Origin of the sequence: Mesorhizobium sp. M1006 (genome assembly GCF_040318825.1) — a bacterium.
GTDB lineage: Bacteria > Pseudomonadota > Alphaproteobacteria > Rhizobiales > Rhizobiaceae > Mesorhizobium.
In genome coordinates, this window is sequence record NZ_JAMYMZ010000019.1 from 59902 (window position 1) to 78510 (window position 18609).

Annotated in this window: 20 protein-coding genes; 11 read left to right on the forward strand and 9 right to left on the reverse strand. The window is 58.8% G+C overall.

The window, feature by feature from the left end; all coding sequences use genetic code 11:
- Positions 1-6 precede the first annotated feature (6 nt).
- The 11 genes from NKH60_RS19355 to NKH60_RS19405 all read left to right on the forward strand — a co-directional run bounded on the left by NKH60_RS19355 (position 7) and on the right by NKH60_RS19405 (position 10703).
- Positions 7-306, forward strand: a complete 300-nt coding sequence (locus NKH60_RS19355) for a ferredoxin family protein (RefSeq protein WP_023678245.1) — start codon at positions 7-9, stop codon at positions 304-306.
- Positions 307-487: 181 nt separating this feature from the next.
- The gene (gene nifA / locus NKH60_RS19360; RefSeq protein ID WP_352548219.1) at positions 488-2251 is read left to right on the forward strand and encodes a nif-specific transcriptional activator NifA; all 1764 of its coding nucleotides are present in this window, start codon (positions 488-490) and stop codon (positions 2249-2251) included.
- 237 nt (positions 2252-2488) lie between these two features.
- Positions 2489-3967 carry a nitrogenase cofactor biosynthesis protein NifB gene (gene nifB / locus NKH60_RS19365; RefSeq protein WP_352873008.1) on the forward strand — a complete coding sequence of 493 codons (1479 nt, stop codon included), beginning with the start codon at positions 2489-2491 and terminating at the stop codon, positions 3965-3967.
- Between the two features lie 32 nt (positions 3968-3999).
- The gene (locus tag NKH60_RS19370) at positions 4000-4194 is read left to right on the forward strand and encodes a 4Fe-4S dicluster domain-containing protein (protein WP_023678248.1); all 195 of its coding nucleotides are present in this window, start codon (positions 4000-4002) and stop codon (positions 4192-4194) included.
- 99 nt (positions 4195-4293) lie between these two features.
- Positions 4294-4614, forward strand: a complete 321-nt coding sequence (locus NKH60_RS19375; protein ID WP_352542072.1) for a nitrogen fixation protein NifZ — start codon at positions 4294-4296, stop codon at positions 4612-4614.
- Positions 4611-4823: a putative nitrogen fixation protein NifT gene (gene nifT, locus NKH60_RS19380; protein ID WP_352542071.1), complete on the forward strand. Its 213-nt coding sequence runs from the start codon at positions 4611-4613 to the stop codon at positions 4821-4823. Before NKH60_RS19375 ends, nifT begins: the two co-directional genes overlap by 4 nt.
- A gap of 37 nt (positions 4824-4860) precedes the next feature.
- Positions 4861-5766 carry an SIR2 family NAD-dependent protein deacylase gene (locus tag NKH60_RS19385; protein WP_352772734.1) on the forward strand — a complete coding sequence of 302 codons (906 nt, stop codon included), beginning with the start codon at positions 4861-4863 and terminating at the stop codon, positions 5764-5766.
- Between the two features lie 73 nt (positions 5767-5839).
- Entirely contained in the window at positions 5840-7708 is a 1869-nt protein-coding gene (locus NKH60_RS19390; protein ID WP_352873011.1) for an ABC transporter ATP-binding protein, read from the forward strand.
- Positions 7708-9603, forward strand: a complete 1896-nt coding sequence (locus tag NKH60_RS19395) for an ABC transporter ATP-binding protein (RefSeq protein WP_352873013.1) — start codon at positions 7708-7710, stop codon at positions 9601-9603. Before NKH60_RS19390 ends, NKH60_RS19395 begins: the two co-directional genes overlap by 1 nt.
- A 227-nt stretch (positions 9604-9830) precedes the next feature.
- Positions 9831-10151 carry a DUF2934 domain-containing protein gene (locus NKH60_RS19400; RefSeq protein WP_352873015.1) on the forward strand — a complete coding sequence of 107 codons (321 nt, stop codon included), beginning with the start codon at positions 9831-9833 and terminating at the stop codon, positions 10149-10151.
- Between the two features lie 330 nt (positions 10152-10481).
- Positions 10482-10703: a helix-turn-helix domain-containing protein gene (locus NKH60_RS19405; protein WP_352873017.1), complete on the forward strand. Its 222-nt coding sequence runs from the start codon at positions 10482-10484 to the stop codon at positions 10701-10703.
- A 187-nt stretch (positions 10704-10890) separates the two neighbouring features.
- On the opposite strand, the gene NKH60_RS19410 is transcribed toward NKH60_RS19405, so the two are convergent.
- The 9 genes from NKH60_RS19410 to NKH60_RS19450 all read right to left on the reverse strand — a co-directional run bounded on the left by NKH60_RS19410 (position 10891) and on the right by NKH60_RS19450 (position 18566).
- Positions 10891-11235, reverse strand: a complete 345-nt coding sequence (locus NKH60_RS19410) for a hypothetical protein (RefSeq protein WP_023679720.1) — start codon at positions 11233-11235, stop codon at positions 10891-10893.
- Positions 11232-12338 carry an IS5 family transposase gene (locus NKH60_RS19415; RefSeq protein WP_023679719.1) on the reverse strand — a complete coding sequence of 369 codons (1107 nt, stop codon included), beginning with the start codon at positions 12336-12338 and terminating at the stop codon, positions 11232-11234. Before NKH60_RS19415 ends, NKH60_RS19410 begins: the two co-directional genes overlap by 4 nt.
- A gap of 444 nt (positions 12339-12782) precedes the next feature.
- Positions 12783-13535 (reverse strand): HNH endonuclease, encoded by a 753-nt coding sequence (locus tag NKH60_RS19420; RefSeq protein ID WP_352873020.1) that lies wholly within the window; start codon positions 13533-13535, stop codon positions 12783-12785.
- Between the two features lie 441 nt (positions 13536-13976).
- Positions 13977-14729 (reverse strand): hypothetical protein, encoded by a 753-nt coding sequence (locus NKH60_RS19425; protein WP_352873022.1) that lies wholly within the window; start codon positions 14727-14729, stop codon positions 13977-13979.
- A 298-nt stretch (positions 14730-15027) separates the two neighbouring features.
- A complete protein-coding gene (locus NKH60_RS19430; protein ID WP_352873024.1) occupies positions 15028-15540 on the reverse strand; it encodes an HK97 family phage prohead protease in 513 nt (170 codons plus the stop codon).
- Positions 15533-16288 carry a hypothetical protein gene (locus NKH60_RS19435; RefSeq protein WP_352873026.1) on the reverse strand — a complete coding sequence of 252 codons (756 nt, stop codon included), beginning with the start codon at positions 16286-16288 and terminating at the stop codon, positions 15533-15535. Before NKH60_RS19435 ends, NKH60_RS19430 begins: the two co-directional genes overlap by 8 nt.
- Before the next feature lie 2 nt (positions 16289-16290).
- Positions 16291-16689 (reverse strand): hypothetical protein, encoded by a 399-nt coding sequence (locus NKH60_RS19440; RefSeq protein ID WP_352873028.1) that lies wholly within the window; start codon positions 16687-16689, stop codon positions 16291-16293.
- A gap of 383 nt (positions 16690-17072) precedes the next feature.
- Complete coding sequence (locus NKH60_RS19445; RefSeq protein WP_352873030.1) at positions 17073-17504, reverse strand: hypothetical protein; 432 nt, start codon at positions 17502-17504, stop codon at positions 17073-17075.
- Positions 17505-18281: 777 nt separating this feature from the next.
- Positions 18282-18566 carry a hypothetical protein gene (locus NKH60_RS19450; RefSeq protein WP_352873032.1) on the reverse strand — a complete coding sequence of 95 codons (285 nt, stop codon included), beginning with the start codon at positions 18564-18566 and terminating at the stop codon, positions 18282-18284.
- Between the last annotated feature and the right edge of the window lie 43 nt (positions 18567-18609).

The following is an 18609-nucleotide window of genomic DNA, read 5'->3' on the forward strand; positions in this document are numbered from 1 at the left end:
GACGAAATGACGATCGCAGTGACGAAGTCACGTGTCGAGGACAAGCTTTACCAGAACCGCTACTTGGTGGATTCCGGCCGTCCGCATATCAAAGTGCGACCGCACGAGAGGCCAAGCGCGAACTTGCTCGCGCTGACCCACGTCTGCCCCGCGAAATGTTATGAGTTGAACGACAAAGGTCAGGTGGAGATCACTGCCGACGGCTGCATGGAGTGCGGCACCTGCCGGATTTTGTGCGAGACCAGTGGCGAGATCGAGTGGAACTATCCACGCGGCGGCTTCGGAGTCCTCTTCAAATTCGGATGAGGACGCACGCACCGTATCAAGCGGGTCAATCTTGGTACACCTGAGGTCGCGACCAACGCCAAGTCTATCTTTGCTTGAATTGCCGCGCCACGAAGAGAAGCTCGTCAATACTGTGCTTTCACAATTCAGACTCAGACACAAAAGGAGGAGCACTCTGGACGACAACCGCTGAGGTGTTTCCATGGCTCACGTACCGCAAGATCGGGTCGACGAGGTAGCACCTCGGGATACCCGCCCTGAACCGCCCATCAAAAGCATGCCCCAAGCAGATATCGCGCTCAGGGGACTCTACGAGATATCGAAGGTGCTGACCGCCCCCAGCGAGCTGGAGATTACGCTCGCCAATGTCGTGAACATCCTGCCTTCGTTTCTGCAGATGCGTCACGGAGCAATCGTCGTCCTGGACGCTGAAGGAGAGCCGGAGATTGCCGCAACTGCCGGCAATACCCACGCACCTCAATCAGGCACTCGCCGCGTCATACCACAGGCCATAACAGATCAAATCGTCGCTACGGGGACGCCGCTCTTCATACCGGACGTCCGCAAGTCCCAACTATTTCAGGCTGACCTTCAAACATCTTCGAGCAGCGGCACCATCCCAATTGCCTTTATCGGTATCCCGCTAAAGGCTGATCATAAAATCCTTGGGACATTGTCGATCGACCGCGCCGGAGACGGCGCCACCGACTTTCGCGACGACGAGGACACATACTTCCTGACGATGGTCGCCAACCTTGTCGGCCGGACGATCCGTCTCCATCGCATCCTGAGTACAGATCGTCAGCGGTCTGTCCATGAGCAATGCAGACCGGAGAAATCGCCCAACGAGGGGAGGACCTACGACCCTGCCCGGCATGCGGATGTCAAAATCGACGGGATCATCGGGGAAAGCCCCGCACTCAAGCAGGTGCTCGAAACCGTCTCGGTCGTAGCAGGGACCAATTCCACCGTGCTACTGCGGGGTGAAAGCGGCACCGGCAAGGAATTCTTTGCGCAAGCCATCCATAAGCTCTCACGTCGGAGGAAGAAGTCTTTCGTCAAATTGAACTGCGCCGCACTGTCTGAAAGCGTTCTGGAGTCAGAACTGTTTGGGCATGAAAAGGGCGCTTTCACGGGTGCTATCTCCCAGCGCGCCGGTCGTTTTGAATTGGCAAATGAGGGAACGCTGCTACTTGATGAAATCGGCGAGATTTCGCCGGCCTTTCAAGCCAAGCTGTTGCGTGTCTTGCAGGAAGGCGAGTTGGAGCGAGTCGGCGGCACCAAAACGCTACAGGTCGACGTGCGCCTCATATGCGCCACCAACAAGGACCTCGAGACGGCCGTCATAAAAGGGGAGTTCAGGGCCGACCTTTATTACCGCATCAATGTGGTGCCAATTATCCTGCCTCCGCTCAGAGAGCGACCCGGCGATATTCCACGCCTTGCGAACGCCTTCCTCAATCGATTCAACAAGGAGAACGATCGCGCACTCGCCTTCGCGCCGTCGGCGCTTGACCTGATCTCGCAATGCTACTTCCCTGGTAACGTCCGCGAGCTGGAGAACTGCGTCCAAAGGACGGCCACACTTGCGCGTTCAAGGACGATCACGCCATCCGATTTCGCCTGTAAGAAGAGCCAGTGCCTTTCCTGGCTCCTCTGGAAGCGAGCCGACCGCTCGAATGGCGGCAATACCATCGACGATCTCGCACGGGTCAACGCAGTGCCGGTCGGATTGCGGCTGCCGGCCAGTCGCATCGGTGCCTCCGCAGGCAACGTTTCTCCCCTTGCGGCCGGCGATCCAAACGATCCCGCTTGTCCCCCGCGTCTGACGGAACGCGATCGGCTGATCGACGCGATGGACAAGGCCGGTTGGGTTCAGGCCAGGGCGGCTCGTATCCTCGGCCTCACGCCGCGGCAAATCGGCTACGCGCTGCGCCGATATGGCATCGAGGTGAAGAAATTCTAGACGTCGTGATGACGTCAACGTAAGCCCGAAGTAGTCTCCCTCACACCCTTCGCGCCCAAGGCTGGTAGCCTTCGCGACCCGATTTGCTTGTCCACTGTCGGAAGCCCGACAAAGGTGTGTCGGAGCAATCCGACGGAATCCGACACGAAAGCCAATTCGTGAACCAAAACCGCTCTTTGAGCTGGCATAGCTCTTGCGGTTTGAACTGCGACATTCACCCAGCAACGGAGCCGTTCGATGTCCGCACCGGCAATTTCGCTTGAGAGCCTCAGCACGACATTCGATGACCAGTTGCTTGCCACCGTGAAAGCCGGTGGCTGCGCGTCTTCGTCCTGCGGCTCGTCGATAAAGCCGGACGACACGGATCCGGCTGTCTGGGACAAGATCAAGGATCACCCCTGCTTTTCAGAAGAGGCGCATCACTATTTCGCGCGCATGCACGTCGCGGTGGCGCCCGGCTGCAATATCCAGTGCAACTACTGCAATCGCAAATATGACTGCGCCAACGAAAGCCGGCCTGGGGTGGTCTCCGAAAAGCTGACGCCCGACCAGGCGCTACGCAAGGTGATCGCGGTCGCCAACGAGGTGCCGCAGCTTTCCGTGCTCGGCATCGCCGGACCTGGCGATGCCTGTTACGACTGGAAGAAGACGAAGGCAACGTTCGAACGAGTCGCCAGGGAAATCCCAGACATCAAGTTTTGCATCTCCACGAATGGGCTCGCGCTGCCGGACCATGTCGATGAGCTTGCCGACATGAATGTCGATCACGTGACGATCACCATCAACATGGTCGACCCTGAGGTCGGTGCAAAGATCTATCCTTGGATCTTTTACGACCATCGCCGCTACGTCGGCATCGAAGCCGCCCGGATCCTGCACGAGCGGCAGATGTTGGGTCTGGAGATGCTGACCGCGCGCGGCATCCTCACCAAAATCAATTCGGTGATGATCCCCGGCGTGAACGATGAGCATCTGATCGAGGTGAATAGATGGGTCAAGGACCGAGGCGCGTTCCTGCACAACCTCATGCCGCTGATTTCGGACCCGGCGCACGGCACGCACTACGGACTGAGCGGGCAACGCGGCCCAAACGCAATGGAGATGAAGGCTCTTCAGGATCGTGTCGAAGGCGGCGCCCAGTTGATGCGCCACTGCCGGCAGTGCCGGGCAGATGCCGTCGGCCTGCTCGGTGAGGATCGTGGCCAGGAATTCACAGTCGACCGAATTCCCGGCGAGGTCACCTATGATGCCAGCAATCGCAAGGCCTATCGGGAGCTGGTCGCGGAGGAGCGCCGTGATCACGTGGCGGCTAGGAGAGAAGCGATCGGATTGGTCAAGGCAGCGAGCCCCGGCAAGTCCCTTCTCTTCGCAGTGGCGACCAAGGGCGGCGGCCGCGTCAATGAACATTTCGGCCATGCGAAGGAATTCCAGGTTTACGAAGCATCGCCGAGAGGGATCAGCTTTGTCGGGCATCGCAAGGTCGAGCAGTATTGTCTCGGCGGCTGGGGCGGAGAAGCCGCCCTGGATGGCGTCATCGCTGCGCTTGAGGGCATAGATGTCGTGCTGTGCGCCAACATCGGAAACTGCCCGCAGGATCAGCTCGCCGACGCTGGGATCCAAGCCACCGACGCATATGCCCACGACTATATCGAGACCGCAATCAGCGCGATTTACGCGGCCGCGTCTGGGACCCCCGCACTCGCGGCGACGGCCTGAGCGCGTCTCATCCATTCGGACCAGGAGTTAAAATGGCTTTCAAGATCATCGCATCCCAATGCACCCAATGCGGCGCCTGCGAATTCGAGTGTCCCTCCGGCGCGATCAAGTTCAAAGGCGAGAGCTATGTGATCGAGCCGCAAAAGTGCACCGAGTGCGAGGGGGTCTTCGATGCGCAGCAATGTGCCTCGGTATGCCCGGTGCCGAAGACCTGCGTTCCTGCGTGACGAACATTGGGCTGCCGACATGGTCGGGGATGCCTTCGCAGGACGCCTGGAACGCCTTTGTTCACAATCTGCAGCCTCAAGAGAAATCAGGGAACGGACATGTCGCTCGGACGCGAAGAGGAGGTCGAAATCCGCAGGCCTCCACGATTCATGCCGGGAGAGCGGGTACGTGCCACTCGCCACATAAAAAATGACGGCACCTATCCTGGCAGGGAGATCGGCGAAAATCTCGTGCGGAAGGGCGACGAGGGATATGTGCGCGACATTGGCACCTTTCTCCAGCAGTTCTTCATCTATGCGGTCGAATGGGTCGACCGTGGCACCGTCGTCGGCATGCGAGCGCGTGAACTGATGAGCCTCGACAAGGCCGAGGCGCCCTGCAGTGCTGAAAGCAATACCAATGAAGGGACGGCCAGATGAAAGTCATGATCCGCAGGACCGAGGCTGGCTTGTCGGCGTATGTCCCGAAGAAGGACCTCGAAGAGCCGATCATCAAGCTCGAGAAGGAAGAGTTGTGGGGCGGAACTGTGACGCTCAGGAACGGGTGGCGGCTCCTCCTACCCGATCTTCCACGGGATACGCGTCTGCCGATCACCGTCGAGGCAAGGAAGGTTTCCGAACAGGACTGATGCTGCCCCTTGATAGGTGCGTCGCGAGGAAACGAGCATGAACACGATCCTGACATCGGGCCACCTCGTCATCGTGCGGGACAGTTTTGCCGAAAAGCTGCTTGACCTGGCGAAGGAAGCGCTCGCCGCCGATGAGGTGATCCCCTATCTCGGTCCGGGTCTTCTTGGGTTCAACTGTGCGGAACCGCCTGTGCCGCATACGCCGGAGGTCGTTGCCGCGGCACTCAATGCGCGGGCGCCAGCCCCTTCCAGGATCCGCACCAATATGTGGTCGGTTGCGCAGTTCATCGAACAGCGCCGGCATCGCCGGACGCTGCAAGCTTGGATGACCGACATATTCGCAGCGCCGGTGGCGCCGACCCTCCTCCACGCCTGGCTCGCAAGGCTGCCGCTCTCCCTCATCGTCGACAGCTGGTACGACGGCGCGATGCGCACGGCTCTCGTAGAGACCGGCCGAACGGACGTCGTTGAGATACAGGGCGTCACGCGGGCGAACGAAATCGGTAACATTTGGACGAAAACCTACGATTTGTCCGGGAGGGAACTCGACCCCCGATCGGGGGCCAAGACGGTTCTCTATACGCCTCACGGGAGTATTAGGCCGGCGCAAAACTTTCTCGTCGCAGATTCCGACTATGTCGAAGTTCTGACCGAAATCGATATCCAGACACCGATCCCAGACGTGGTGAAGGAACGGCGCATCACCCGTGGATTTTTCTTCGTTGGCTGCCGCTTCAACGATCAGATGCTGCGCACCTACGCCAGGCAGATCATGAAGCGCTCCCGAGGTCCATATTGCGCGGTAATGGACGCGGAAACGCTGACCAGAAACGAAGCGCGTTTCCTTGCGGCAAGCGGAATCACGGTGATCGACATGCCAGTAAGTGAAGCCGCGGCTCGGCTTATAGGAACGCGCCCTGCTGCAGGTGGTGGACAGGATTAACAATGGCGGGCCCCTTTGATGATTGGTCCTTCGGCTTGCCTCGAAGGCGCAAAATGCAGTCGGGAATACACCCGTGAGCAGTGATGCTATCGGCAGCGCAACGAACGCTCTGAATTCGTTGACCCATGTGGAAGCGGCGCGCTGGGGCCGGGATTTGAGTACGCTGTTGCGCATCACGCGTATGAATTTGCGGCATCCCTGGCAGGTCGCCTTCGCTATGGGCTCGACGGTCCTGGCGGCAATCCTCCAGTTGCTCATTCCCCAGCTTCTCGGCCGGGCCGTCGACCTGACCCAGACAGCCATCGGGGGCGGTGTCGCGGGGACCGCGGCAGGACAAGCGCTCTGGATCCCGGCTCTCCTGCTGCTCGCCGTCAGCGCGCTACGCGGCCTTTTCACGATGGCGCAGAACTATTTTGCCGAAGCCGTCGGGCATCATGTCGCGTACGAACTGCGGCTCGCGTACTACGACAAGATCCAGCGTCTCAGCTTTTCCTTTCACGACCGGGTCCATTCAGGCGATCTGATCACCATCGGAATGCTCGATCTCCAAGGCGTGCGGATGTATTTTTCCACCGCGCTCGTTCGCGTGCTCCTGCTCACCATGCTGATCGGGATCGGCGCCTACATGATGATCTCGACCGATCCCATGCTCGGCCTGGTCGCGCTGAGCTTCGTGCCTTTTGTCGCCTGGCGCTCATCGGCCACACAGCTTAGGCTGCGCGCCACCTGGCTCGACCTGCATGAGCGGCTTTCAGTACTAAGCCGCGTGATGGAGGAAAATCTCGCAGGCATCCGCGTGGTCCGCGCTTTTGCGGCTCAAGCCTATGAGATGCTGAAGTTCGACGGCGCTTCCAAGAACGCGCTCGACCTCGCCAACGACCGCGTTGACATCTACGTGCCCAGCACGTCGGCGATGACCTTGTCCTTCTTTTTCGCAATGGGATTGGTGCTCTGGATCGGTGGCAGCAAGCTCGTCGCTGGCGAGATCAGCGTCGGAACGGTGGCGACCTTCCTGACCTTCATGACAATCCTGCAAATGCCAGTTCGCCAGATCGGCCTCATGGTCAATGCCTTTGCCCGCGCTTCTAGCTGCGGTTCGCGGCTTTTCGGTCTCCTCGACCAGGAGATCACAATCAGGGATGCTCTCGAGGCCAGACCGCTCGAGATAAGCGACGGCACTCTGCGCTTCCACAATGTCTCGTTTGCGTACCCCAGCGCCGAAAACCGCGCCATTCTGAAGAACCTCAGCTTTGAGGCCCGTAGAGGCGAGACGATCGCGATCGTCGGTCCGCCGGGTTCGGGCAAATCGACGATAGCTCATCTGGTCCCCCGCTTTTATGACGTGACCGGTGGCGCCATCACGCTGGACGGCCAGGACATACGCAATGTCACCCTCGCGACGCTTCGCAAGGCGGTCGCCGTCGTACAGCAGGATGCATTCCTATTCACCACCACGATCGAGAACAACATCGCTTATGGCGATCCCTGGGCGAAGAGACAGCGAATCGAACGCGCTGGCGAATTTGCCCAGCTCCACAACTACATCCTCGGGCTCCCAGCAGGCTACGAGACGGTCGTGGGCGAACGCGGCGTCTCTCTCTCTGGCGGCCAGCGCCAGCGTCTCACGATTGCTCGCACCATGATGCTGCGCCCCTCCGTCGTCGTTTTCGACGACTCAACGGCGGCGATCGATGCCGGCACCGAGCAGCGCATCCGCGCGGCGATGCGGCGCTTCGCCAAGGATCGGGTGACGATCATCATCGCGCACCGGCTGAGTGCGCTTATGCATGCCGATCAGATCCTTTTTGTCGATAACGGCGAAATCGTAGAACGCGGCACGCATCAAGAGCTTTTGGCGAAGCGGGGACGCTACAGGGCCCTTTACGATCTCCAGACGCGCCCGGGTGATGACAATATGACCCAGTATGGGGGCGCCCGCTGATGGCGCAGGGCCGCGCCGGCGAAGTCGAAGCCGAACGTGACGACGGTAGACGCCCTCCGCGCGCGGTTGTCGGCTCACACCGCATCGAGGAGGAGATGTTCGGCCGGGCTTTCGACAAGAGCATCCTCCGGCGCATCTGGGCTTTCGTCCGTCCCTATCGGGCCAGGGTAGTCATCACGATTGCAGCAATGCTGATCTTCACCGGGACGCAGCTTCTCATCCCGTTGATCATCCGCTACGCGCTCGACCAGGGCATGAACCCGGCAAGGACCGATCGCTCAGCCCAGCTCGCGGCCGTCGGCGCGTTCGTTTTGGCGATTTTGGTCAATTTCGCTGCCGGCTACATGCAGGAAACCGTGGTTGGGAAAGTGGCCGAAACTGTCCTGTTCGACATCCGCCGCGCCATGTTTGGCCATCTGCAGAAGGTTTCGCTCTCCTTCATGGACAAGACCGAGGTCGGACGCCTCATGTCGCGCCTGCAAGGCGACGTCAACTCCATACAGGAATTCCTCGAAACCTCGGTATATTCCGTAGGCGATGTTGCGCTTCTATTCGGCATCGTTTTCGTAATGCTGTGGCTCGACTTCCGCCTCGGCCTCCTGACGCTCTCGGTTCTGCCGGTCCTGGTGATCGTCCGCATTGTCTGGCTGCCGCGTGCCCGCGACGCCTTCATGGCTGCACACGAGACTAATTCCGTCGTCAACGGCGCGCTGGCCGAAGCCATTCACGGCGTGCGCACCGTCCAGTCAATGGACCGCCAGCAGGTGAATTTCATCCTTTTTGACGACAAAGCCCATGCCAACCTCAGGACCCACCTGATCGCTGCCAAATATGCACTGGTCATGATGCCTATCGTCGATGGCCTCACCGGCCTCGCCATGGCCGCCATTATTGTGGTCGGCGGCTCGATGGTCATGAATGGCCGCATAGATGTGGGCGTATTGGTTGCCTACCTATTTTACATCCAGCGCTTCTTTGACCCGATCCGCTCACTCACCCTGCAATATTCGGTCATGCAGCGCGCCATGGCCTCAGGCAAGCGGCTGACCGATGTGCTCGACGTCAAGATCGATGTTCAGGACAAACCCAATGCCGAGGTGCTTTCGCCCGAAATGGACGGCTCGGTCGAGTTCAGGGACGTCACCTTCGGCTACAATCCGAACCGTTCGGTGCTGAAAAATGTCTCCTTCCGGGTCAATCCCGGCGAGACGGTCGCACTGGTCGGGCCGAGCGGTTCTGGCAAATCGAGCGCGATGGCCCTGGTCCACCGCTTCTATGATGTTCAGCAGGGCCAAGTGCTGGTCGGCGGACATGATGTGCGCGATCTCACCCAGGAATCGCTCGGCCGCCAGGTCGCCATGGTGCTGCAGGAGCCGTTCCTGTTCACCGGGACGGTCTTCGAGAACATTCGATACCACAAGACGGAAGCCACGCGCGACAAGGTGATCGAGGCGGCCAAGGCGGTCGGCGCCCACGACTTCATAATGAGCCTCGCCGACGGGTATGAGACCCAACTTGGCGAACGCGGCGACAACTTATCTCTCGGCCAGCGCCAGCTTATCAGTTTCGCCCGCGCCCTCGTCGCCGACGCCAAGATCCTCGTGCTCGACGAAGCTACCGCCAACATCGACAGCTACACGGAAATGCAGATTCAGAAGGCTCTGATAAAGCTGCTTGAAGGCCGCACTGGCCTCGTCATCGCCCACCGTCTTGCCACGACCCGGGGTGCCAACCGCATCATCGTGCTTCAGAATGGCCAAGTTATTGCGACTGGCAATCACGATCAGCTAATAGCCATGGGGGGTCTGTATTCCAAACTCTATAATCTCAACTACGCCTCCTTCGACGATATTCCCGAACACGATACGACCGTACAAGCCGGCTCCCAGACCTGACGTCTTGTCGGCCTTGTGGTACTGGCAATGACTTCGGGCGTGCCGGCGGACACTCACTCCGCCAGTGGCGTTGATTTCATTGTGTTTATTGGCACTTTTTACCACTTGCCATAACCGACCTTGTTAGTGCTTGCCACAACAAATCCGCTTCCTCTACTACTCTCGATCCCGTGTCGGATCGTTCCGACGTGCGCCGCGTTGAATGAATCCAACCGGGAGGAATCAAAATGGGCGACGATCGGCACGACAAGATCCGGCAACGGGCCTATGAAATTTGGCAACGCGAAGGCGGCATTCACGGCGATCCTGAGCGACACTGGCATCAAGCCGAAGCCGAAGTCGACAGAGAGGCCGCACTGCCCCTCACCGCGGACGATGCTTTGCCGGAAACCGGCGAGATCGCCAGCTCAGACGTCTTGGTGGTTGAGGCGTTGGCGATGCACACCGGTATAACCCCCGAGCAGGCACAAGAACTTTTGGACAGGCTCGGCAATGACCGCGCCGCAATCGAGCAAGCCGCGCGGAGCCTTAAGGAAACGGGAGGGTAGCCGCGTTTGCAACTAAAAAGCCCGCCGAAGCGGGCTTTCGTCGGTTACAGGGATGAACAGTCAGGCAGCGATGCCATCGTAGACCGCAAACCGTTCTGCCGTCTCTGCCGACATGCAGTCGGCGAACGCATCCGCAGCCCATGGGCTGCGTGCTCGCCACCATTCCACCGGCCGATCCCGCTCATCTAATCGAGCTACCATCGATCCCAAGTATCTGCCCCAGTCGGCGTTAACTGTCTGCCCGCGCATCTGATTCTCCTCGTTGCGTTACGGCTATCAACCGAATATGTTGATACGCCTGACGCAAACCTGCGTCAACAGAAAATGTTGATGAGCATGACGCCCTTGCAATGCCGTGCCGCCCGCGCCCTTCTTGACTGGACGCAACCGAAGTTAGCCGATGCGGCTAAGCTTGGTCTGTCCACAATTGTCGATTTCGAGAAGCAGCGCAGGGGGACGATATCCGATGACGCCAAGGCCGCCATCCGCTCTGCCATAGAAGCGGCCGGCGTCGAGTTCATCAACTGCTCTGGCGTCAAACTGCAGTCATAAAAAGCGCGCCCCAGTTACCACGCTAGAACGCGCCCTGATTGTCGAAGCGTCGACAATCGGTTGGACAAAACCGGCACGCCCGAACCGGCACGCGGTAATGGCAGTCCTCGACGCAGGCAAGAACGCTAGCGGCAACTCGACTTGGCTCGTTCGCCTCAACACCGGCGCTGACAGCAACCCGGTAGCACTAGCAGGCTGTTGAAGAAGTCTGGCGTACTGCCTTGAGGATGGCTTCGTCGCCGTTGTGGTAGGCGAATGTGATCTCGATCGAGCCGTCGTCGAGCAATTCGGCATGGCCATCGCCTGTGACGTCGTCCATCTCGTCACATCCGCCCCATGTGAAGTGAACTATCGAGAGGCCATAGCTCAGATCGAGGCCGGCTTGCAGGGCGCCAAAGGCGATCTCGCCGTTGTTGTCGGGTCCGATGGTGATGGTTGCGGGTCCACCGAGGTTCAGGTAACCGCGATCCCACAGATCGGCTTCGATGATCCGCCAGCGGCCGATCAGTTGGCAGCCCGCGGGCGCGGTCATTTCGGCGCCGCCAAGAGCTTGGGCAGCCGCACCAGATTGTAGGCGGCGGCCGCGAAGGTGAAGGCCCACCCAACGCGGTCGCGGCCGCGCAACTTGGTCTTCTCCTGTCCGGCGACGGTCTTGATCCAGCCGAACGCCTCTTCGATGCGCTTTCTGATGCGCTGGCTGACGGCATAGCCACCGTGACGCGTGGTCCGGCGATCGATCGCGGAACGGCGGCCGTTCGTGTTCTGCGCCACGTGCGGCGTCACCTTCATCGAGCGCAACTCGTTGATGAAGTCCTCCGCGTCATAGGCCTTGTCGGCGCCGAGCGTGATCGCCTGCGGCCGGTCGGCGCGAGGTTCGATCATATGCAGGGCCGCCACTCGCTCGGCATGCCCGTCGGCCAGCGTCAGACAGGCATCGACCAGCAGGCCATGGCGGTTCTCCATCAGCCCATGTCCCATGAAGCACAACCTAGCCTCCTTGCCCCGCCCTTTGCGGTAGAGCCTGGCGTCGGGGTCGGTGGTCGAGGCGTGCGTCTCGTTCGATCGCCTCTCGCCGTGGAAGTCCGCTTCCGCGTTACGCCCGCCGTCCTGAGCCGGCGGCTCGCCTGAGTCATCTTCGCCCGAACCGCCCTTCGGCTTGACGCTCTTCATCGACGCCCAGGCCTCGATCAGCGTTCCGTCGACCGAGAAGTGATCCGTGGAAAGGAGCTTCTTCACCTTGGGCTGCGCCAGGACTGCACTTAGAAACTTCGCTGCGACGTTGCCCTCAAGCAGCCGGTCACGGTTTTTGGAGAACACCGAATGGTCCCAGGCTGCGTCGTCGACACCGATGCCGACGAACCAGCGGAACAAAAGATCGTATTCCAGCCGCTCCATCAAAAGCCGCTCCGAGCGGATCGAATAGAACGCCTGCAGCAGCATCGCCCTGAGCAGCTTTTCCGGCGGGATCGACGGCCGACCGATCGGTGAATACAGCGCCGCAAACTCCCGCCCCAGCGCCGAAAGGGCCTCGTTCACAATCGCCCGAATGCGGCGCAACGGATGATCGCGTCGCACCCGCGCCTCAAGGTCCACGTAGCTGAACAGTTCGCCTGTCTGTTCGTCTCCGCCTCGCATGCATCCGTCTCCGAATCCCTTCGGAGACAATGAATCATCGTTGCAAACCGATGACGAGTACCTTTTTCAACAGCCTGCTAGACACCAGCGCCAACGAGCTTGTCGCCGCCCAGCGAAGCCTGGCGCCCCGCGAGGACGGCGCAAGGTGCGCGAGAATTGCCGCAACTCCTTGAGCTTGTCCGCCGGCACTGACGCGAACTTCAAGACCGTCTTAAGATTGTCGACCGTCCATTTGCCACCCGTAATCCGCATGAAAATTTCGATAGCGGGCACGCCTGCGTAGGCTTCGAATAGCGGCAGGTCCTGGGGGTCAATTGTGAATGTGAGATCGCGACCGCCGAAACGGGCGGTTACTGAATTCAGAGTCATTTGGGGAGTTCCTTAAAGGAAAGGCCGCCTTCATGGGCGGCCACAAGCAAGTACGCTCAGAGGAATGTTGCAGTCTTACTTTCTGTTCCGTGGGGCGCGCCAATCCTGACCCGGATACAGTGACTCCGCTGATTTTAGTTTTGCTGCTCGATCTTTGCTTCTGGCCGGCGCACCTTCGTCATCATCGATCAGAAAGGATTTGGAATTTTCACGAAGCAAATTTTCTATTGCGCCGACGATGGTGTCGTGTGCGTCGAGTATGGAGCGAATACCCCTTGCTGCAGGTCCTCGCAAATGGTTCGGCAAACGATCGATTCCGAATGCCCGCAGTGCAAGTACACCTGCGGTAATGTGCTCTTCGCAGTCCGACAACCGTCGCCTTAGATCCCTTAATCGCATGAGCGCCTCCCGGTTCAAGTCCATCGCCTGAATTGAAAACCACCCGGTCCGAGTCTTGGAATTCAGGGTTAGATCGTCTCGTTCAAAATGATCAAGGAAAAGGTCGAGATCGGGCCGGAAGAACCTGTAACCATCAGATCGAGCCTTTTCGGGCGGGTATCTGTCGCTTTTGCGGGAATTACATTCGTCACATGCCCACATCAGATTTTCGTATGAATCTACCAGATCGGCCCGAGCATTTTGCGGCACATAGTGGTCGATGGTAAATCTGATGGCAGACGCTTCCGCTTCGGCCATAGTGCAGTAGGCGCAGGCGTGAAAGAAATCGTGTCGCAGAGAGTTTCGATACCTCGAATAAGGAAGACCGGGCTCGACATCAGACCGGACGACGAGCGCCTGTTCCTCTCTAACGACAATATCTGTCGGCATCTTTACCGCCTCGGGCGCCGTTCCGTACGCGTTTCTAGCTGCTCGTAAAACTTGTTCAACTCATTGATAACGTTTTCGTATGTGTCTACCTGCGTTTCCAGAGCATCCAGCGTTTGGCCATGTTGTGCGTCTTCAATGCGATCTAGGGACCACCGAACGTAGTCGAGTTGGTTTTGCTCGCTCCGGGTAATTGATCCGTCAAATAGCTTATCCAGAAGCGACTGCCTTTCACGAAGAAGTGCCGCATGTTCTGTCGGTGAGATCGACGTTGCGTTGAGCCTTGCGGCCAGTCTCGCCGAAGATGCAAATAAGGATCCTCGTGAAAGGTTCGGTGATTCCAATGCCGAGGCCGCCCATCCAGACGCTGGCGTCTCTGGAGACGCTATACTTGTCAAATCCTCAATCCCGAATGTGTTTGCAGTGCTCGCGGCCGTTCCGACGCTAGGCGTCTTTAACAATATCATCGAACGCATCTCCCACTGCTAGCGTCTCAAAATAATCCAATGCAGCTTTCTTGGCCCTCTGCAACTCGCGTAACAACGTGTCCTTTTCTACCGCGACCTGATTTGAATAGCTTCGCTGCCAGTCGAATTTGAAGTTTGGTATTTGCTCCTTGTCATCCGGGCGAGTCAGGGTGTGAATACATCTGTCCGAATGAATTTTTGCGGACTCAACCTCTGCCACTATTGTGAAAAGGTACGCATCAAGGTCCGATTTCCATGGTCTCGAAAGATACCGAATCATTTTTCTGATGCCAGGAGGTATGTCTTTTTCGTCCGCATGCGTGCTTGTGACTATTCCAATCGTCTTTACCGATCTTCGTTTAGCCATCGGCAAGATCAAGGCTATTTCCACTATATCGGAGATGGCATCATCGAGAAGTTGTGAATATGGCTGGGGGCTAGAAATGAGTTCCGCGACAGGCCTGCTCCCACTTACATTTCTAAATTTAACCCGGTGCTGGTAGGCTATTGAGGTTCTTGTTGGCTCGAATGAATAGGTGAATCCATTGTTATGTTGCACTTCAATTTTGAGTGGTTCCGGCTGGCTTAAGGTGAAGTCCGGTTTATCGCCGACTTTCCATTTGTCGAGCATCGGTGCGATGGCATCAATAATTCCGTCTCCTGACACGAAGTGCGGATCATAGATGAATCCCACAGACGGCACGGATGCAAGTTTGTCACACCAGCTCAAACGACACTCCCAATTCCAAAGCGGGCAGTTTAAGCAGCTTCTCCCGAGCAGGTAAACAGACTGGCGGTCGGCCGCGTTCCTTTTATCCGCCTGCGCTTGACGACCCTCATATTTTCAATTGGAAAACTGTGCGAGCTGGGGCCGAACCGGTAGTTGTTGTCGACGGCGGCAAGTCCATCAGCACCCCCCATTGGGGGTGGCGTCAGGCTGGCGTCCGCCGACCGTAGGACCGGTCGCCAAAGCCAGCGATAACGCTAACTCAGGATTCCGCCTCGCGTGCGCGCAAGCGCGCGAGGGGTCACGTAATGCCTCTCAGCCGCTGCGCGGCTTCGGCTTTGCGGCGAAGCGCAGCTGCCGCATTGCTAGAGGCGCGGGACAGCGAAGCAGATGTCGCATCACCGTAGGCTCCCCACAGAACCAAGGAGATTTCATACGAGCGCGCCTCTGTGATCAGCCGCCTCGGCAGTTCGGCAGTGTCGTCCCATTCTTCAACCCAAGGACTGAACGACACGCTTACCTGGCCGACGTCCTCGCGCCCGACAGTTGCCAGGGCCTCGGCGCCGGCAGGCGAGTCCGGGTTGGGTGTCAGGCTATACCAAAGACCGATCGCGTCAGGCTTGAGGGTCAGCGTACCGTTGCTGACGCGCCCGAGAGGCCTGCTGATGTCGTGCGACCATAGCGCTGCGACGTCGGGGTGGTCTCGCAGTGACTTATCGAATGACCCGCGGGCGAACCGCTCTTCGAAGACCCCCGCAATCACGGCAGGCTGATTCCATTGGATGGCATAGCCACTAATGAAAGGCTCAGCCATTCATCACCGTCCGAGTGCGTCTCTCCCGTTTGTCCAGATCGAGCTTGCGCGCAATGTAAACGGCGGAATCCGAACGCTCGACGTGTCCTTTTTCGCCCGGAAGCTTGATCATGCGGCGACCCGGCTTTCGCAGACCCTTCTCGTCTGTCGAGGCGTGTTCAATGCGTTCGTTATGCATGGTAGCCAGCCTCCTTTGCCGCACGCAACCAACGCTCCAGGTGGCCGTCATGACGGTCGCCGCAGAACGTAGGCTGCAATGGGGTGAGCCAGTCCATTCTACGTTTTCGGCATTGAACTGGTCGACTAGCGATTCATAATCAGCGCTTGCCGCACCCAAAGCCTCGATGGCTGTGGCCATTGCCTGAACGCGACGGGCATATTCAGGCTTCACAGCCTGGCGCACCACAGAAGAGGCGGCGCCCTTTTCCGCCAGAATGCGGCTGGCGATGACCGCAAGTGCTGCTTCAATATCCGCGACCTGTCCGACGATTTCCCGAACCCGACGACGGGGCGCACTCTCCGCTTCGACCGGTTCGCCAAGCAATTCAGAGACGCGGCCGCTGTACTCCTTGCGAGGGGTGGCGAGTATCTCTTGCTCAAGGCGCCGCTTCTCTGCGGAAAGCTCGCTGCGGCGGCCGTGCAGTTCACCACGTTTCGTGATCAGGTCGGCATAGACAGGCGATGCATCCACAAGCGACGGCATCTGGAACTGCAGGCGTGCCGTTTCGGATTTCTTGAGAAGTCCCATGCTCATGCTCCTGCGAAAAGATTACTGACGGCATCGGCAAAGGCCGCTCCGTTGATTGCAGTCGAACGACGGTGGCCGGCGTGCTGCCAATTTGAAGCTATTGCGCCAGGCTCAACAAAGCGGCTGATCGTGCCATCTGGTTGATGGACGGCAAGTTCCTTCCAGTTGCTGACCACCTCAATCTTGACCCGGCGCACGTCCAGTGAGCCTTCAGCGGCCATGTCGGCGAGCGCATCAAGATAGGCGCCGGCCGTGTGCCGCAGGCTCTCAGGGAGGGCCTTGAGCGGCGTGCCGGCTGGTGTCAGTTCGCGAACCCTCGCAACTGTGTCGGCGACGGAACGTAGCGGGACGTCGACGGCGCTGCCGAGGAACAAGTCCACAACATTGCCGATGTCGAGCACCGGGGATTTTGCGGGGGCGCCAGGCGGGAGTCGCCCGGCGTCGGTGAGTGCACGCGCAACAGCGCGGACTCGGGGCTTGTCGAAGCCGACACGTGCAGCGAGCACGTCCACGGCCTCCGATGTGGATGGCATGATGTGTTTTCCTATTTTCGAAAATGGCTAGTCCTGGCGCAAAAGGGGTGCAGCCTTCGACAAGCGGACGCTCAGTCGAAGGCTGCTATTCCGGCGCTGCACGGAATTGGTCCCGCCTGGCCTACTGAGCCAATGACGGGTTACGCAAGACGTTGACGAGGCGTCTTGCGTAAAAGAAAAGGGACGCCGAAGCGCCCCGATCGTTGCTGTTGCCCTATAGGTTTTTCGGGGCCACGATTTGGCACACTGTCTTAAACTGCACGTATTCGGCGGTTGTCATTCGCCACCGCCAACTTCGCCCACTTGCCTGCCGCGAGTAGTTCTGCACCCCCGCGTCTGTCGGCATATCCACCCTTCGCGCCGAAAGCCTTACCAATATCGGCAACGTTACCGCCTACCAAGATGATTTCAATGACAGAGTCGATATCGGCCGGCGGATTGATCGGGTCGGTAGATCCAGCAAGCCGCACGTCTCCACGACTTTTGCCGACCTTAAGCTGCCCTAATCCGCCTATGGCGCCGAGAAAGAAGGCGCCTGGCGCGATCTCTGGTGGATGGAAGCTGAAGCGAGTTGCCGACGTGAATACTGCGTCGGGATGTATCCAATCTTGAGATTTGATGACAACACCCCCGATACGCCCCGTCCCAGTTGCCGGTGCGTGCCGGTTCAGGTTCGGCGTCACCGAGCCGTGGCTTCACGGCAGGCAGAGCTATATACGCTTCCAACGAACGCGGATCGCGATTCTTACCCCTTGGCCTGCCGTCCTTTCGGCTCCGATCGATATGCAGGCCCGCGTCGGTGGGCAGGTTGTCGTTGGCGGCCTGCGGAAGGCGCTCTCGAGCGATGAGCCACAATGCGGCGGCGCCTTTCTCATCATGCTTTTTCAGCGAGTTCCAAGCAGGCCGGCCCCCACGAAAGCGTATACGTACATCGGTGCGTTTCTCTTCGGGGTTCGCCTTCAGGAAGGCGTCTGTTGCTTCTAGTATTTCCTTGCGGGTGGTCTTTGTCATGGGTAGTCATCCCAATTCGAGAAACCGGCCTGGCCGGGTAGAAAAATCAAAAACAATCAAAAGTTTGCGCGTGAGGATACGGGGTTTGCACCCGTAGGGCCTTCCTAGAGATTTGACCCGCCCTGGCCCATTTGCGCGCTGTGGGCTGCCGATATATCTGCGGCAGAGAAATCAAACCTTACGTGAGTAACCCATGGTGTGCTATCTTCATCGTGCAGAATATTCACCAGCCATGGAGGCTACCATGTGGAGATCAGCACTATTTTTCTTCGCGATGACCTCGTTATTCAGCGGAATAGCTATTTCCGCTGATTTTACCTCCCAGTATCAGGTCTGTATTGGACAATATGCGAACCAGGGAGCATGTATTTCTGAGCGTGGAAATCTCGCCTGCATAGGCGCAAATACTTGCGTCGACCATCCTAGTAATAAGCAGTTCGGTTGCGGGATTACGCAGAGGCAAATTTGTAGTGCCATGTGTGGACATCCGAACTGCTTCCATGAGCAATCACATACACCCGAAGGGGGTCATGGGTGCGGCTATGCGTGGCAGAGAGTCGTATGCTGATGGCCTGATTGGCCGCCGTTGAGCGGCTCTCCATCTCGTTATCGTTGGCCGGCCGCAGGTCGGGGCGCAGCGCATAGAATTCCTTCCACGACATGCGCCTGCCGCGATAGGGCTTGGTGGACTCATCGGTGCTGGTGACGCTTGTAGAGCGGGTTGTGATGGTCATGCGGCGTCCTCGCTCTGTGTACCTACGTTAGACCGATTAGAGT

What these genes read in the sequence shown, in the direction of transcription:
- NKH60_RS19355 (WP_023678245.1), top strand. Translation starts at nt 7, where the DNA reads ATGACGATCGCAGTGACGAAGTCACGTGTCGAGGACAAGCTTTACCAG.
- nifA (WP_352548219.1), top strand. Translation starts at nt 488, where the DNA reads ATGGCTCACGTACCGCAAGATCGGGTCGACGAGGTAGCACCTCGGGAT.
- nifB (WP_352873008.1), top strand. Translation starts at nt 2,489, where the DNA reads ATGTCCGCACCGGCAATTTCGCTTGAGAGCCTCAGCACGACATTCGAT.
- NKH60_RS19370 (WP_023678248.1), top strand. Translation starts at nt 4,000, where the DNA reads ATGGCTTTCAAGATCATCGCATCCCAATGCACCCAATGCGGCGCCTGC.
- NKH60_RS19375 (WP_352542072.1), top strand. Translation starts at nt 4,294, where the DNA reads ATGTCGCTCGGACGCGAAGAGGAGGTCGAAATCCGCAGGCCTCCACGA.
- nifT (WP_352542071.1), top strand. Translation starts at nt 4,611, where the DNA reads ATGAAAGTCATGATCCGCAGGACCGAGGCTGGCTTGTCGGCGTATGTC.
- NKH60_RS19385 (WP_352772734.1), top strand. Translation starts at nt 4,861, where the DNA reads ATGAACACGATCCTGACATCGGGCCACCTCGTCATCGTGCGGGACAGT.
- NKH60_RS19395 (WP_352873013.1), top strand. Translation starts at nt 7,708, where the DNA reads ATGGCGCAGGGCCGCGCCGGCGAAGTCGAAGCCGAACGTGACGACGGT.
- NKH60_RS19400 (WP_352873015.1), top strand. Translation starts at nt 9,831, where the DNA reads ATGGGCGACGATCGGCACGACAAGATCCGGCAACGGGCCTATGAAATT.
- NKH60_RS19405 (WP_352873017.1), top strand. Translation starts at nt 10,482, where the DNA reads ATGAGCATGACGCCCTTGCAATGCCGTGCCGCCCGCGCCCTTCTTGAC.
- NKH60_RS19410 (WP_023679720.1), bottom strand. Translation starts at nt 11,235, where the DNA reads ATGACCGCGCCCGCGGGCTGCCAACTGATCGGCCGCTGGCGGATCATC.
- NKH60_RS19415 (WP_023679719.1), bottom strand. Translation starts at nt 12,338, where the DNA reads ATGCGAGGCGGAGACGAACAGACAGGCGAACTGTTCAGCTACGTGGAC.
- NKH60_RS19420 (WP_352873020.1), bottom strand. Translation starts at nt 13,535, where the DNA reads ATGCCGACAGATATTGTCGTTAGAGAGGAACAGGCGCTCGTCGTCCGG.
- NKH60_RS19430 (WP_352873024.1), bottom strand. Translation starts at nt 15,540, where the DNA reads ATGGCTGAGCCTTTCATTAGTGGCTATGCCATCCAATGGAATCAGCCT.
- NKH60_RS19435 (WP_352873026.1), bottom strand. Translation starts at nt 16,288, where the DNA reads ATGGGACTTCTCAAGAAATCCGAAACGGCACGCCTGCAGTTCCAGATG.
- NKH60_RS19450 (WP_352873032.1), bottom strand. Translation starts at nt 18,566, where the DNA reads ATGACCATCACAACCCGCTCTACAAGCGTCACCAGCACCGATGAGTCC.